13 protein-coding genes and 1 tRNA gene are annotated in these 15,367 nt (G+C 56.4%); 6 read left to right on the top strand and 8 right to left on the bottom strand.

From position 1 onward, the window contains the following. Nucleotides 1-8 precede the first annotated feature (8 nt). Complete coding sequence (locus J2X72_RS18870) at nucleotides 9-674, top strand: DsbA family oxidoreductase (RefSeq protein WP_210004145.1); 666 nt, start codon at nucleotides 9-11, stop codon at nucleotides 672-674. Here J2X72_RS18870 and mfd read toward each other — a convergent pair whose 3' ends face one another. Then, the gene (gene mfd, locus J2X72_RS18875) at nucleotides 675-4,175 is read right to left on the bottom strand and encodes a transcription-repair coupling factor (RefSeq protein ID WP_310074468.1); all 3,501 of its coding nucleotides are present in this window, start codon (nucleotides 4,173-4,175) and stop codon (nucleotides 675-677) included. A 7-nt stretch (nucleotides 4,176-4,182) separates the two neighbouring features. Beyond that, on the bottom strand, nucleotides 4,183-4,470 hold the full coding sequence (locus J2X72_RS18880; RefSeq protein ID WP_310074470.1) for a succinate dehydrogenase assembly factor 2: 288 nt from the start codon (nucleotides 4,468-4,470) through the stop codon (nucleotides 4,183-4,185). Nucleotides 4,471-4,588: 118 nt separating this feature from the next. Between J2X72_RS18880 and recG the strand changes: the two genes are divergently transcribed. Continuing rightward, a complete protein-coding gene (recG, locus tag J2X72_RS18885) occupies nucleotides 4,589-6,697 on the top strand; it encodes an ATP-dependent DNA helicase RecG (protein ID WP_310074472.1) in 2,109 nt (702 codons plus the stop codon). A gap of 267 nt (nucleotides 6,698-6,964) precedes the next feature. On the opposite strand, the gene J2X72_RS18890 is transcribed toward recG, so the two are convergent. The 4 genes from J2X72_RS18890 to J2X72_RS18905 form a co-directional block, all read right to left on the bottom strand. Beyond that, a complete protein-coding gene (locus J2X72_RS18890) occupies nucleotides 6,965-7,426 on the bottom strand; it encodes a cupin domain-containing protein (RefSeq protein WP_310074474.1) in 462 nt (153 codons plus the stop codon). Between the two features lie 52 nt (nucleotides 7,427-7,478). Continuing rightward, a complete protein-coding gene (gene glmS, locus J2X72_RS18895) occupies nucleotides 7,479-9,302 on the bottom strand; it encodes a glutamine--fructose-6-phosphate transaminase (isomerizing) (RefSeq protein ID WP_310074476.1) in 1,824 nt (607 codons plus the stop codon). Nucleotides 9,303-9,407: 105 nt separating this feature from the next. Continuing rightward, nucleotides 9,408-10,769 (bottom strand): bifunctional UDP-N-acetylglucosamine diphosphorylase/glucosamine-1-phosphate N-acetyltransferase GlmU, encoded by a 1,362-nt coding sequence (gene glmU / locus J2X72_RS18900; protein ID WP_310074478.1) that lies wholly within the window; start codon nucleotides 10,767-10,769, stop codon nucleotides 9,408-9,410. A gap of 88 nt (nucleotides 10,770-10,857) precedes the next feature. Continuing rightward, entirely contained in the window at nucleotides 10,858-11,604 is a 747-nt protein-coding gene (locus tag J2X72_RS18905) for a cytochrome c biogenesis CcdA family protein (RefSeq protein ID WP_310074480.1), read from the bottom strand. Between the two features lie 271 nt (nucleotides 11,605-11,875). On the opposite strand from J2X72_RS18905, the gene J2X72_RS18910 reads away from it, so the two are divergent. Continuing rightward, nucleotides 11,876-11,951, top strand: a tRNA-Lys gene (locus J2X72_RS18910). 170 nt (nucleotides 11,952-12,121) lie between these two features. Here the strand turns inward: J2X72_RS18910 and J2X72_RS18915 are convergent. Beyond that, on the bottom strand, nucleotides 12,122-12,796 hold the full coding sequence (locus tag J2X72_RS18915; RefSeq protein ID WP_310074482.1) for a hypothetical protein: 675 nt from the start codon (nucleotides 12,794-12,796) through the stop codon (nucleotides 12,122-12,124). Nucleotides 12,797-13,144: 348 nt separating this feature from the next. Between J2X72_RS18915 and J2X72_RS18920 the strand changes: the two genes are divergently transcribed. The 3 genes from J2X72_RS18920 to J2X72_RS18930 all read left to right on the top strand — a co-directional run bounded on the left by J2X72_RS18920 (nucleotide 13,145) and on the right by J2X72_RS18930 (nucleotide 14,797). Then, nucleotides 13,145-13,525 (top strand): hypothetical protein, encoded by a 381-nt coding sequence (locus J2X72_RS18920; protein WP_310074484.1) that lies wholly within the window; start codon nucleotides 13,145-13,147, stop codon nucleotides 13,523-13,525. A 52-nt stretch (nucleotides 13,526-13,577) separates the two neighbouring features. Further along, nucleotides 13,578-13,934 carry a DUF982 domain-containing protein gene (locus J2X72_RS18925; protein ID WP_310074485.1) on the top strand — a complete coding sequence of 119 codons (357 nt, stop codon included), beginning with the start codon at nucleotides 13,578-13,580 and terminating at the stop codon, nucleotides 13,932-13,934. An 80-nt stretch (nucleotides 13,935-14,014) separates the two neighbouring features. Next, nucleotides 14,015-14,797 (top strand): hypothetical protein, encoded by a 783-nt coding sequence (locus J2X72_RS18930; protein ID WP_310074487.1) that lies wholly within the window; start codon nucleotides 14,015-14,017, stop codon nucleotides 14,795-14,797. Nucleotides 14,798-14,851: 54 nt separating this feature from the next. Here J2X72_RS18930 and J2X72_RS18935 read toward each other — a convergent pair whose 3' ends face one another. Beyond that, nucleotides 14,852-15,187 carry a Rap1a/Tai family immunity protein gene (locus tag J2X72_RS18935; protein WP_310074489.1) on the bottom strand — a complete coding sequence of 112 codons (336 nt, stop codon included), beginning with the start codon at nucleotides 15,185-15,187 and terminating at the stop codon, nucleotides 14,852-14,854. Nucleotides 15,188-15,367 lie beyond the last annotated feature (180 nt).

The following is a 15,367-nucleotide window of genomic DNA, read 5'->3' on the forward strand; positions in this document are numbered from 1 at the left end:
GAATAGCCATGACCGATAAAAAGTTCACGATCGACGTGGTGTCGGATGTCGTTTGCCCCTGGTGTTTTCTCGGACGGAAGCGGTTGGAAAGCGCCCTCGCGCTCAATCCCGACCTCGACGTAATTGTGAATTGGCGGCCATTTCAACTCGATCCCACGATTCCGCCGCAGGGAAAAGATCGCAACCGCTACATGCAGGAAAAGTTCGGCAGTTCCGACAAGATCTTTGAGATTCATCAGCAATTGACTGAGCTCGGCAAGGAAGCCGGCATCGAGTTCGACTTCGAAGCCATCGAAGTGAGCCCTAACACGCTGGATGCACATCGCCTTATCCGGTGGGCATCGCAGGCGACTCCCAACGTTCAAGATGAGATGGTTGGCATCCTTTTTTCCTACTATTTCGAACAGGGAAAAAACATCGGCGATCACCAGATCTTGCTGGAAGCCGCGCAACAAGCCGGCATGGATGTCGCCATCGTTGCAAGCCTGTTGCCAACCGACGCCGATACTCTCGGCGTGCGCCAGGAAATCGACACCGCAAATCAGATCGGGGTGCGCGGCGTTCCCTGCTTCATCCTCGATCAAAAGTACGCCGTCATGGGTGCGCAATCTGCAGAGGCGCTGGCGGATGCCATACGCCAGGCCGCGGATGGCTTTGAGCCGCGTCCCGTCTGACTATGCGGCCTCAGCGAGTTTCGCCAGCTGAGTCATGACGACCGCTGCGCCGTTGAGACGCTTTTCTGCTGTCGGCCAGTCGCGCACAAAGACAATGCTCTGATCGGGCCTGATCTTCGCCATCGAACCCTGCTCGCCGATCATCTGGACCAGTGCAGCGGGATTATTGAATGTCTTGTTGCGGAACTGGATGACAACGCCTTTTGGACCCGCATCCAGCTTGTCCACATTGGCACGGCGGCACAAGGCCTTGATATAGACGATCTTCAACAGGTGCTGAACTTCTTCCGGTAGTGGTCCAAAGCGATCGATCATTTCGGCGCCAAAGCCGTCGATGTCCTGCAGCTCCTCCAGATCGGCCAGACGGCGATAGAGGCCTAGACGCAATTGCAGGTCCGGAACATAGGTTTCAGGGATCATCACGGCGGTGCCGATCGCAATCTGCGGCGACCAGTGCCCGTCCTCGACTTCGCCGGTACCCTTGATCTCCGCAACTGCTTCTTCCAGCATCTGTTGATAAAGTTCGAAACCGACCTCGCGAATATGTCCCGACTGTTCTTCCCCGAGCAGATTGCCTGCGCCACGGATATCCATGTCATGGCTTGCCAGCTGGAAACCAGCCCCCAGCGTGTCGAGCGATTGCAAGACCTTGAGTCGGCGTTCCGCCGTCTGCGTCAGCAGCTTGTTGGCTGGCAGCGTGAACAACGCGTAAGCACGCTGCTTCGATCGCCCGACGCGTCCGCGCAACTGATACAACTGCGACAGGCCAAACATGTCGGCACGGTGGATAATCAGCGTGTTGGCGGTCGGGATATCGAGGCCGGATTCAACGATCGTCGTCGACAGCAGCACGTCATACTGCCCGTCATAGAAAGCATTCATGATGTCGTCGAGCTCACCAGGCGCCATCTGGCCATGGGCAGTGGCGACTTTCAGTTCCGGCACCTGAGCATCCAGGAACTCCTTGATGTCACTCAAATCGGAAATGCGGGGGCAGACATAGAAGCTCTGCCCGCCGCGATAACGCTCGCGCAGCAGCGTTTCGCGGATGACAAGTGCATCGAATGGTGAGACGAACGTTCGAACAGCCATCCGGTCCACAGGTGGCGTGGTAATCAAGGAAAGCTCGCGAACACCCGTCAAGGCAAGTTGCAGCGTGCGCGGTATCGGCGTTGCAGACAGTGTCAGCACATGCACGTCCGATTTCAGTTCTTTCAGCCGTTCTTTGTGCTTGACGCCGAAATGCTGCTCTTCGTCGATGATCAGCAGGCCAAGATTCTTGAATTTGATGCCGTTTCCGAGCAGAGCATGCGTGCCGACAGCGATATCCACATGCCCCTCTGCAATACCCTTCTTGTTTTCAGCCAGCTCCTTCGGGCCCACGAGCCGCGATGCTTGCGCCACATTGACAGGCAGGCCCTGAAACCGCTGGGTGAAGGTCTTGAAATGCTGGCGCGACAGCAGCGTCGTCGGCACCACAACGGCAACCTGGACGCCATTCAGCGCAGCGACGAATGCCGCGCGCAGCGCTACTTCGGTCTTGCCGAAGCCGACATCACCGCAAATCAGGCGGTCCATCGGTTTGCCGAGCGACAGGTCGTCGATAACCGCGTCAATGGCACGATCCTGATCTTCCGTCTCGTCATAGGGGAACCGCGCAGCAAACTCGCCATACAATCCGTCCGGTGGCAACAGGATCGGCGCCCCGCGCATCTGCCGTTCCGCGGCAATGCGAATGAGATGACCGGCAATGTCGAGCAGGCGTTTCTTTAGCTTTGCCTTGCGGGCCTGCCAGGCGCCGCCACCTAGCTTGTCCAACACGGCAGTCGAAGTTTCCGAACCAAACCTCGATAAAAGCTCGATATTCTCTACCGGGAGGAAGAGCCGGTCATCACCCGCATAGTGCAGTTCCAGACAGTCATGTGGTGCACCGGCAGCCGTGATTGTTCTCAGACCGATAAAGCGGCCTATACCATGATCGACATGCACGACGATATCGCCGGCGTTCAGCGCGGCAACCTCGCTGATGAAGTCCCGGTCGCGTTTGCGGCGCTTGGAATGGCGGATCAGCCGGTCGCCAAGGATGTCCTGCTCTGCAACAACGACGAGTTCGCCAGCGTCGAAGCCGGTTTCCAGCGAAAGAATGCCCGCAGTAATTTTGTCGCGCGCGAGCGCCTTGACCGTTCTCAGATCATCGACAAACTCGATCTTTTCGCGCCCATGTTCATTCAGAACCTGCACCAGCCGGTCGCGTGTGCCCTCGCTCCATGCAGCAAGCAGCACTTTCTTGCCTGCAGCGCGCTCATCGGCAATGTGTTTTACAACACTGTCGAAGACGTTGGTGTCCTTGGCGGTCCTTTCCTCCACGAAGGTTCGCCCCCGATGCGCACCGGCATGGACAACCGCTCTCCCCGTGACGAATGGCGCGTCGAACGGCGTGAAGTCGATGCGCATGCCTGAGTTGATTGCCGAGGCCTCGACCTGCTCAGGTGTCAGATACAGCGAGCCCGGCTCGACCGGCTTGTATGGAATACTGTCGCCGGGTTCCTTGCCGTCGGATTGCCGTTTGCGTGCCTCATAGTGGTCGAGCACCATCTTGTGGCGTTCAGCCATGGATTCGTGCGCGAGGTGGTCGAAGACCACTGGCATATCGCCGACATGCTCAAAAATCGTCTCAAGCTTGTCATAGAATAGAGGCAACCAATGTTCCATGCCGGCAAAGCGGCGCCCTTCCGAGATGGACTGATAGAGCGCGTCATCGCGTGATGGTGCTCCGAACTTCTGCACATATTGCGAACGGAAATGGCTGATGAGCTCGGGCGAGAGCGTGATTTCGCTCATCGGCTGCATCGAGAATTCCTTCTTTTGGCTTGATGTTCGCTGCGACGCCGGATCGAATGTGCGGATCGTTTCCAGAGTATCTCCGAAAAAATCCAGGCGTAGGGGCTCTTCGGCACCCGGGGCGAAGAGATCGAGAATACCGCCTCGTACGGCATACTCGCCTACATCACGCACGGTTGGAACGCGCTCAAATCCATTATTTTCAAGGCGTTGTACCAGGGCATTCATGTCGATCCGATTGCCGGGCTTCGCCGTGAAAAGCTGCTCTGCAAGAACTTTTCGCGGTGGCAGTTTTTGCAGAACGGCATTGGCCGTGGCCAAAATAACGCCCGGATGCTTCTGTTCGCGCAAAGCTGCAAGTCCGGCAAGTGCAGCCAGACGACGCGCGGATGTATCGGCTCCGGGCGAGACACGATCATAAGGAAGACAGTCCCACGCAGGCAATTGCAGCACGGGCAAATCCGGCTGGACGAAATTCAGCACCTGTTCGATATCGGCAACGCGATTGCCATCGCGCGCGATAAACAGCACGGGACCACCTGCCCCGGCTTCAGCCACCACTTTCGCCAAAGCAAAAGCTTCATAGCCATCGACAACGCCGTCGATGACGACGTGTCCGTTGAAGTCAGATTTCAGTCCGAGTTTGGTAAAGGCAGTCATTTCGATTTCAGAATTTCATTCTCTGGCGGGATGCGACGACCCTGTGAAAGATCGGCGTATCGAATGCGGCGGGAACGGCAGCCTCCCCGGTGACCCATTTCAACAGGTCCCGGTCGAGCGCTTCCATCAGTGCTTCATATTGGTCAAGTTCATCATCGGACAAGGTGTCGATGTGGGCGTCGGCAAACTGTCCGAGGATCAAATCCATTTCACGCATACCGCGATGCCAGGAGCGAAACAGGATTTTTCGCTGTCTCGGCTGCAGATCGGCGGTGGTGCGACTGCTTCCAGTCATGAACTAGCTCCGTTGACGGCAATGAAAAGCATTGGGCGTGATTGGTGCGGCTGGGTATAGCGTGCCTTGTCGCGTCTGTCAGCCTTGCAACGCAAATCGAACGCGTTAAACGTTACGCATGCGTCCGTCATTGCTTGATCCCCTCTTTGCCTCCGTTCGTTCGCTTTCCGGTATCGGCCCGAAAGTGTCTGGCCTGTTAGGCACATTGCTGGGCACGCAGCCGCCCGGCGCCGAGCCCCGCGTCGGCAATCTGGTCTACCTGCCGCCGCATAGCGTGATCGATCGGCGCAACCGGCCAGGCATCGCCTACGCCCCGGAAGGCGCGATCGTCACGCTGGAAGTGCGTATCGACCGCCATCAGCCATCGCCCAGTGGTCGTAGCAATGTCCCATATCGTGTCTTCGCTCATGACGATACCGGAGAAATCGGCCTCACCTTCTTTCATGCAAAGCAGGCCTGGCTGGAAAAAGTCATGCCGGTTGGCGAAACGGTTATCGTGTCCGGCACCATGGAGTGGTTCAATGGGCGCCCGACGATGGTTCACCCGGATCATATTGCCAGTGTGGAAGATGCTTCATCGCTGCCACTGGTTGAGCCTGTTTATCCACTGACTGCAGGACTGTCTCCAAAAGTGCTGGCACGCGGTATTCAGGAAGCACTGGCGAGAGCACCTGACATGCCGGAATGGATCGATCCGCCAGTCCTCGAACAATTTGGCCTGCCGTCGCATCGCTACGCCCTGCAGGTACTGCACAATCCACGCGATCCGAGCGACATTGCTCTCGATCATCCCGCCAGGCAGCGGCTGGCCTATGATGAATTTCTTGCTGGGCAGCTCGCACTGGCACTGGTCCGCTTGAAAACACGGCGCCTTTCCGGGCGCAGGCTCGAAGGCGACGGCCATCTCATGGCAAAAATCATTGCAGCCCTGCCCTATTCGCTGACGAATAGTCAGGGCCAGGCGATCAAGGAAATCATCGCCGATCTGCGCGAACCTGATCGGATGTTGCGCCTGCTGCAAGGCGATGTCGGCTCCGGCAAGACCGTCGTCGGTCTCCTGGCCATGGCGCACGCTGCCGAAGCCGGCGGTCAATCGGCGCTGATGGTGCCGACAGAGGTGCTGGCGCGCCAGCACTACGCCACAATCACCCCGCTGGCGGAGAAGGCAGGGCTGCGTACGGCACTGCTCACTGGACGTGAAAAAGGCCGCGAGCGTGAAGATATCCTCGAAGGTCTGCGGAATGGCGCTATCCACATCATTGTCGGCACGCACGCACTCTTTCAAGAGAAGGTCACCTATCACGACCTGGTGCTGGTCATTGTCGATGAGCAGCATCGGTTCGGCGTACACCAACGTCTGCTCCTGACCTCCAAAGGGGCGGCGCCGGATATGCTTGTCATGACCGCCACACCCATCCCGCGCACGCTGGTCTTGACCGCGTTCGGCGATATGGATGTTTCGAAACTCACGGAAAAACCTGCTGGCCGCCGCACGATCATCACCGCGATCCTGCCGATGGAACGGTTAAGCGAGCTCGTTGATCGTATGCGGACCGCAATAGCCGATGGGCAGAAAATCTATTGGATTTGCCCGCTGGTCGAAGAATCCGAACTCATCGACCTCGTCTCGGCCGAAGAACGTTTCGAATCATTGAAACCTCTGCTCGGTGACAGGATCGGGCTGGTTCATGGCCGTATGACTGGACCGGAGAAAGATGCCGCCATGCTGGCATTCAAGAACGGCGAGACACGATTGCTGGTGGCAACCACAGTCATTGAAGTCGGTGTCGACGTTCCGGATGCGACGATCATCGTCATCGAACACGCCGAACGCTTTGGTCTTGCGCAATTGCACCAGTTGCGCGGCCGTGTCGGGCGTGGGGACAAACCCTCGACCTGTCTTCTCGTCTACAAGGGGCCACTTGGCGAGGTCGCGCAGGCGCGGCTCAAGATCATGCGGGAAACCGAGGATGGTTTCAGGATCGCCGAAGAGGACCTGAAGTTGCGAGGGGAAGGCGAGCTGCTTGGCACTCGACAATCCGGCGCGCCTGGCTTCCGGCTCGCCAGCATCGAGGCGCATCAAGAGTTTCTGGAGATCGCCCGCAAGGACGCCCGTTATATTCTGACGCGGGATCCCGAATTGCAGAGTACGCGTGGCGAAGCGTTGCGCATCCTGCTTTACCTCTTTGAACGTGACGAAGCTGTTCGATTGCTCCGCGCCGGCTAGAGCAAGTTTTGTTTATTCAAAGCCAGTTCTGTTTCGCGGATGGCGAGACGATCCACGCGGAAGGTGGCGAGGCCGATGTCTTTCCATCGTCCGACGCCGCCTGACAAAGTGGGTGTCCGCCAGGCGGAAATCCTGGAAGGCCGGGCGAATTTGGCCCAATTCCGTCGGGCTTCGGCGTCGTCCGATGGATAAACATCGGCCGCCAAACCCCTTGATCTTGAACCAAATTCCCTCCGGCAGAACGGCTCTGAACAGACAAAATTTGCTCTAGGCGTCGGGATAAGGCCTGCCATCCTTGTGTACGAATCGTCCGTCGGCATGGGAACTCATCATGTCGATGTCGGAGCAGATGGTAATGTCAGAGGGCGCGCGTGTCCCAACTTCGAGATAAACTGCCATCGCACCCGACTTGTTGATCATATGGTGGCCATTGCCGGAATTCTTGGGGAAGGCCGCACAGTCGCCAGCTTGAAGCAATCTCTCTCCGCCATCCTCGACCAGCACCAACTCCCCTTCAAGCACATAGACGAATTCGTCTTCGGCCGAATGCCAGTGACGCTGGCTCGACCAATTGCCCGGCGGCAAGTGCATGAGGTTGACACCGAAATCGGTAAGCCCACCGGCGTCGCCCAAGCGCTGGCGGATGCGATCGGCGCAGGGTATGTCAAATGGCGGTGGATAGCCTGAACCTTTGTGTTTCGGTACAGCGACAATGTCTATCTTGGGCATAGCAGTTCTCGACGTAACTGTTGTCGTTGCCCTTATAACTCGCGGGAACCAGTTATTCCACCGTCACAGACTTTGCCAGATTTCGCGGCTGATCGACATCCGTGCCCATGAAAACCGCCGTGTAATAAGCCAGCATCTGAATCGGCAGCGTATAAACGATCGGTGTGATAACCTCCGGCATCTCCGGCAGAAGAATCGTATGCCACGTTTTCAATGTGCTTGCTGCAGCGCCCTTCTCGTCGGTGATGAGGATGATCTTGCCGCCACGCGCGGCCGCTTCCTGCATATTCGATATGGTTTTTTCGAACCAGCGGTCATGCGGAGCAATGACAATGACCGGCATGGATTCATCGATCAACGCTATTGGTCCGTGCTTCAACTCGCCGGCCGCATAACCCTCCGCGTGAATATAGGAAATTTCCTTGAGTTTCAGCGCGCCCTCGAGCGCCAGCGGATAACTCGTGCCACGCCCCAGATAAAGTGCGTGCTTGACCTGACTGAGTTCGCGGCTGATGGCCTCGATCTGAGCTTCGAGTTTCAGCGCCTGCGTTGCATAGCGCGGAATTTCGGATAGTTCGCGCACAAGCTGACGCTCTTCTTCGTCGCTGATCGTACCGCGCATCTTGCCGGCCGCCACAGCCAGCGATGCCAGAACGGATAGTTGGCAGGTGAAAGCCTTGGTCGAGGCAACACCAACTTCCGGACCTGCGAGGGTTGGAAATACGGTGTTGGATTCGCGCGCCATCGTCGATTCCTTGACGTTGACGATAGTTCCGATGCTCAGGCCTTGCTGCTTGCAATAGCGCAAGGAAGCCAGTGTATCCGCGGTCTCACCGGACTGCGAGACGAAGAGCGCAAGGCTATTTTTGGAAAGCGGCATTTCCCGATAGCGAAATTCCGACGCCACATCGATATCGACCGGCAGGCGTGCAATGTGTTCGAACCAATACTTCCCGACCAGCCCGGCATAATAGGCTGTGCCGCAGGCGGAAGCGGCGATGCGATCTACCTTGGCGAAATCGACCGGCGCAGCGCCAGACCGTATCGTACCCTTCGAGAAATCGAGGTAGTTTGCCAGCGTGTGCGAGATGACTTCCGGCTGTTCATGGATCTCCTTCTCCATGAAATGCCGGTGGTTGCCCTTGCTCACCAGAAACGCGGTGCCCGCCGATTTCTGCACGGGTCGATCGACGATTTCGCCGCTTTCATCATAAATGATGACGCCGTCGCGGGTAAGCACCGCCCAATCCCCATCTTCGAGATACGACAAATTATCGGTGAACGGTGCTAGAGCGATCGCATCGGAGCCCAGATACATCTCTCCTTCGCCATAGCCGACTGCGAGAGGCGGACCATTACGGGCAGCGATGAGCAAATTGTCTTCGCCCTTGAACATGATCGCGATGGCAAAAGCGCCGCGCAATTGCGGCAACGTCTGGCGAACCGCCTCGACCGGCGCTAGGCCGCGATCGAGCGCGCGGGTTACCAGATGCGCGACGGTCTCCGTATCGGTCTCCGTCTCGAAAACGTATCCATCCTTTTCGAGCATAGCCCGCAGTTCGGCAAAGTTTTCGATGATGCCATTATGGATCACCGCCAGCCGAGGCGTCGTATGCGGGTGTGCATTGCGGACCGTCGGCGCACCGTGCGTCGCCCAACGCGTGTGGCCGAGCCCTATGGTGCCGCCGAGTGGATTTTCCTTCAGGAGCTTGTCGAGATTGCCAAGCTTGCCCTCGGCCCGACGGCGATCGAGCACACCAAAATCGAGGGTCGCAACGCCAGCTGAGTCATAACCACGGTATTCCAGCCGCTTCAGTGCATCCACAAGCAGCGGCGCTACCTGCTCACGCCCGATAATTCCAACAATCCCGCACATATACGACTCCAATACCCCGAATAGTTTCCAGCTCTGGCTAGCTCGGATTCATCGCTACAGAAAAACACTTTCTGTGACAGAATCCCACACGAACAAAAGGCGTGCCTAGTCAGCCTTCTTGGCTAATTTCTGCGCCGCATGGCGTGCCCGCAATTGCACCGCCCGCCCCTCTTTTATCTCTTGGCGCGCCCTGCCGAATGCAAGCGCATCCGCCGGCACATTGGCCGTGATCACGCTGCCGGAGGCGACATAGGCGTTGTCACCGATAGAAACCGGCGCCACCAGCGAACTATTGGAGCCGATGAAAACGTTGGCACCGATCTCGGTCAAATGCTTGTTATAGCCGTCATAGTTGCAAGTGATGGCACCGGCACCGATATTTGCCGCCGGACCCACGATCGCATCGCCGATATAGGTCAGGTGGTTCACCTTGGCGCCGACCCCGACCTTGGCGTTTTTCACCTCGACGAAGTTCCCCACCTTGGATTTTGCTGCCAGATCCGCACCGGGGCGAAGCCGGGCAAAGGGTCCGACATTGGCGTTTGCGCCAATCTTCGCGCCTTCAAAGTAGGAGAAGGCATGAATGACCGCTCCACTTGCGATCGAAACGCCGGGACCAAAAATGATATTCGGTTCGAGGACCGCATCTGCTTCCACCAATGTATCATGCGCGAAGAAAACAGTTTCCGGCGCCTGCATGGTAACACCCGCCAGCATCATGTCGCGACGTTTGCGCGTCTGCCAGATCGCCTCGGCTTCGGCGAGTTCAACGCGGGTATTGATGCCGATCACATTGTCGGGCGAAATCTCGATGGCAACGACGGATTTACCACCCGCATTGGCTATCTCGACGACATCGGTGAGATAGAATTCGTTGTTGGCATTGTCGTTGGTGATCTTGTCCAGCAGGGCAAGCGCCGTCTGTCCGCGCAGCGCCATCAGCCCGCCATTGCAGAACCCGATTTTCTTCTCGGCCTCACTGGCATCCTTCTCCTCGCGGATCGCGATCAAACGGCCGTTCTGCTCGATCAGCCGGCCGTAACCGTTCGGCACCGTTGGCCGGAATCCCATGACGACGACATCCGCACCGTCTGCGAGCTTGGCGCGCGCCTGGTCGAGAGCCGCTGTTTCAATCAGCGGCGTATCACCGAATACGACGAGAATATCGTCATAGCCGCGCGCAATGCTCTCGCGCGCTGCAAGCACGGCGTGGGCAGTTCCAAGCCGTTCGGTCTGTTCATGAACGGTCACGTTGGCAACGATCGCACGGACTACTGCCTCGACCTGATCGCCACCCTTGCCCACCACCAGCGCGATGTCGCGGACACCTGCGCCATGTACGGCCTTGGCGACGTGGGCGACGATGGGGAGACCCGCAATGTTGTGGAGTACTTTCGGCAGGGAGGATTTCATGCGCGTGCCCTCACCGGCAGCGAGAATAACCGTGAGGCAGGAACGTGGTGTCATGTCGGACTTCCGGATCAGTTGGGCTAAAGGCAATATCGTGGCCAATCATGACACGCTATTGGTTTCCAACATGGAAACTTCCGTCTGTTTAACCGAGTTGGCCGAGGATGGGAAATGTTTCGAGAAGCCAGAACGAGAATGTCTGCAAGCCGCCGGTCAAAAACAGGATGCCGGTCAGCACGAGCAGGCCGCCCATCAGCTTTTCCACCTTGCCAAGGTGCATGCGGAAGCGCGTCAGAAACCGCATGAACATTCCGGAAAACAGCGCGGCGACAATGAAGGGGATCCCGAGGCCCAGCGAATAGACGGCGAGCAGCAGGGCGCCGTCGGCGACGGTGTCACGGGCTCCGGCCAGCGCCAATATGGGTCCAAGCACCGGCCCGATGCACGGCGTCCATCCGAACGCAAAGGCCAGCCCCATGACATAGGCAGCGAACGGGTTGGCGGGCGCTCCCTGGGTCTGGAACCTCGCCTCCCGTGAGAGGAAGCTAAGGCGGAATACGCCGAGAAAGTTCAGCCCCATGAGAATGATGACGATGCCTGCGGCGACGGCGATTTCCTGTTGCCACATGCGCAGGAAGCCGCCGATGGTCGATGCGCCGGCGCCGAGGAGTACGAAAACGGTCGAAAAGCCGAGAACAAAACAGAAGGATGACAGAAGTAGCGCCTGCCGGACCGGCGATATTCGCGCCGCAGCTTGATCCGAGCGGAAATCCTCAACCGTCACACCGGCCATATAACAGAGATAGGGCGGCACGAGTGGCAGGACGCAAGGAGAAAGGAAAGACAGAGCGCCGGCGCCGGCAGCAGTCAGGTATGAAACATCAAGCGCCATCCGCGCTCCTTCACTGGCATTTTTGTTCGTGCGGTGGATTAAGCCGAATCTCCTTGAAATTCCAATCACCTTTTCGCCAGTTTGGCAGCAATGCCTCTCCAGTTCATGTTCTTTTCTGCCTGGCAGAGGGCGCTTTCGGCCAAAAAATACAAGAACCGCCGAAAACAAGGCTTTTTGTTGCGAAAACCCTCCACATTAGTTGTTGACCGATGGGCAAGTCGCACCTATGTTCCGCCGCACTTCCCGAGGCCACCGAGCTGGCTTCGTTGGGGAGCGCGTAGCTCAGCCGGTAGAGCAACTGACTTTTAATCAGTAGGTCCGGGGTTCGAACCCCCGCGCGCTCACCATCCAAAACCCCAAGCAAATCAATTACTTGCATTTATTTTTGTGTAATACGATGGTGGTTTCCATGTTCCACTTGCTGTAAGAAAAAGCTAATAAAAACAAGGATAGGTAACGACGGTAAAACGCGTAATGGAACATGCATGGCACATGGAGCAAACCTTCAGCGGTATAATCACTCGCTCATTTCGGTACGGGGATCGAAGCCAGACTTCTTCCAATGGGACACAGTCTCGCTGAACACCGACCAAGGCCCGCTTACTGAGAATTCCAGGTCAGGCACATAACCTTCCCCTGCCCGCATCACATCCCACATGTAATGTGTCATTGTAGATTCCGCGATTAACTTCGCACGCTCACGCGCCGCATCGTATCCCGCTTCCGTCGATTGCATTAAAAAAGCAGGATTGTACAGCATCCCAAATGCGTCTTCGGAGGGAATGAAACGCATGAAATCAAGACTCATGTCGATTCGTGCGGACGGCTTCACCTTAAATTCGTCTAGAGTACCCAGTATATGCTCTGGCGTTGCGCTCACCTCAAGCCATCCCAGCCCAAGTTTATTGTAATAGATGATCCAACGACGGCCATATTCTGGCGAGTCGAGATACGATGCTCGGCGATTGGTGTCGTTCGTCTCTTCGAGAGACCACGAATCATCGGTCCATCTGTCTATCGTGGCGCCTAACCATGAGAACTCGTCAAAGACGTATTGGTCAATAGGATCGACGCTTCCCCACTTACTCTTAGTCTCAGTGGGTCGATTGTGCTGGGGTTCTCGACGTTCTCCCTCATCAATCTCACGCACGATCTTCGCATATTCGTCGTGCATATTTTTTCTGCCGAACATGTTTCACCCCTTGCTATAACGTACGTACGCCGCGCTCGATGAATTCTACCCCTAAATCCTCGAATGCAAGCTGGCCAAGTCCATCGATCGCGACTCAACGCGCTTTTCACGGCTTCACATTTTATCGCCATCGCGGCGTAACCAGTTTACACACGTAGACGGAGCGAGCTTTTACCTCCTCACCCGTAATTGGATCTGAGAATGCTAGTTCGACTCCAGCCGTGTGTATCAAATAGAAGGCCAGTCTCAATCACGAGGCTGGCCTTTATCATATCGATTCAGCCAATCGGACAAACTGGCTGAATTGGGAGAATTCGGTAAGGTAAAACTAAATTAAAGGGGCGACATATGAATACTTTACGCTTAAGCGCGACTCTTGCTTTGGTGCTGGCATCTACCAACGCTGGCGCCGGAGATTTTTCTGGCACATTTCTGTGTAGCGTCACTCGATTTGGGGGCCATAGCTATGCCAAAGTTGGAGATAAATCGATTGTAGCTGTTTCCACGCTATTGTCACCGCGCATTGGCTACATTTATGCAGGCGGTTCCGGCAACTACGCAAACGATTGCGAGGAGACTGGTAGTCTCGTTAATTGTGATACGCCAGGCTCCATGGTTCGGAGGATCATATTCGATACTTCCACCCTAGTGCTGACGCAGCCGTTTGGCTTTGAAAATGCATTCACCGAGAGCCAGTGCAAACCACTCGATATCGATGCCTTGCCTTGATGATCTCGCAAAGGGCTCGCCCTTGCGCGGAAACCATAAGAAAATCGATGGAGTGGAATCCCAAAAGCCGCTGTGCTTCTCTACCGCCATGGCAGAAGACTACAAGGCATTCGCACCAGTCACAGTCCTTACGAACCGCCCAGGCCAGATGCTCGGCATTGGCACGGCTTACGACGCGGCAAAGTTCGTAGTCGAGGAGTGGCCAGCCGAAAGAGGTGGACCCAAACTCTCTGACGCAAAGGTTATCCTGCTTCAGTGCCTGTCTGGCCAATGTTCGCCTGCCATAGCGCGTGTGGCGTTCATAGAAGCCGCACGAGAATCCCATATTTATATTGTTCCGCCCGAGAATGAGCCCGTGAGAAGCAGGCCGAAGTGGCAGAAGGCTGCAAGGGCGTGGCGCAGGAGTTGAATCGTTGAAAGCTGTGTCTATCTACAGTGTTCGTCGCAACGTCGCTTGTACTGGGGCTCTTTGACGCTCTAGTCTCAAGTATGTCCATAGACCGCAACACACCTATTCCAAACTGGCTTTGCGTCAGCGTATTGGTATTAGGGCTACTTCTCAATATCCAACCAGTATTCGATCTCGTAGTGCGCGCACTAGGTGGCGGTCTGGCACCGGGTTTTGCAACACTGTTGTCGGCGGTAATAGGTTTTACCGGCGTCATCTTCACTACAAGGGCGGGCTTCAAAAACTTGATCGCTTCCCAAGAGGCCCAATCCGCAAGGGACAGGGATGCCAGAGCGCACCAGCAAGAGATGGCGGTCCAAGCTAAGACGGACGAGCGAGAATATGAAAAAAAGGTGTTGGCGGCAGCGCTTCAAGGCGAGTTGATCGCACTCTTGTCGAGGGTGCACGATGGACAGGCCTGGCTTCGGATGCAAACCAGATTTTGGAAAATAGCAGCAGCGGACAAGGACCTAAAGGACGTAGACGTGCCGTTCTCGTTTCCGAGTTATCATGTACCAGCCTTTGAAGCGAATATTCAAAGATTGGGGTTGCTTGGACCCTCTATCGCGGGTGATGTGGTAAGCGTTTTCGGCATGGCAACCAACAAAACCGCCGAACCCATGAAGGCGATTAAGCCAGCCATGGCTGCCATGCTAGCGGAAGGACTGCTCGACGCTCATAAAGATTGGTCGGATCGGATTGTTCGAGTTGGGGGTCGGCTCGGCTCAATTCAAGGATTTCTTGATGACCCGGGGAGCCTTTGGGAATTAAAGAAAGAGAAGGAAGCGGCTGCGAAAGCAGCGGAGGCGGCAGCGAGTGCGTAGGTTAGAAGGCCCGCCTATGCGGTGGCACAATACCAAGGCGTGGCGCAGGGCGACTTATTTGTTAGGACAAAAGGCATTCACTATCGCCATGACTGCCAGACCATGGGCAGGTCGATCGCGGATTGCAGGATTTTCACGTAAATATTTCACGACTACATGCCTGACCTGATCGACTGCTACACCAGCGCGAAGGCAGTCTGGCTTTTGACTAACTGCGGGCATAGCCAAGGGCGTCCGCAACGGCGGTAATGTATCCGTAGCAAACTCCAGACTTGACGTCGCTTGTAGCCTCACACACTTGATAAAGCTGGTTACCGTCGTAAAATCCGGCCTGCGCGTTCGACGCAATTCAGCACAAACCATGGTGGCCGCCAACACAATACGTTTCATTTCACCACCCCCATCCGCCCTACTAGCCCAACGCTCAAAACAATATCGCCAAGTGTTAGGACCCGCCACCAGTATTCTTCGGACTCAAGCTGATCGCAGAAACCGCGATTTGCAGACCGAACAATGCATCTTGTGCAGCAAATCCTTGGCCATTGCACCATGATCGCGCCCTAGTTTCTC

The organism is Phyllobacterium sp. 1468 (genome assembly GCF_031455525.1).
Lineage (GTDB): Bacteria > Pseudomonadota > Alphaproteobacteria > Rhizobiales > Rhizobiaceae > Phyllobacterium.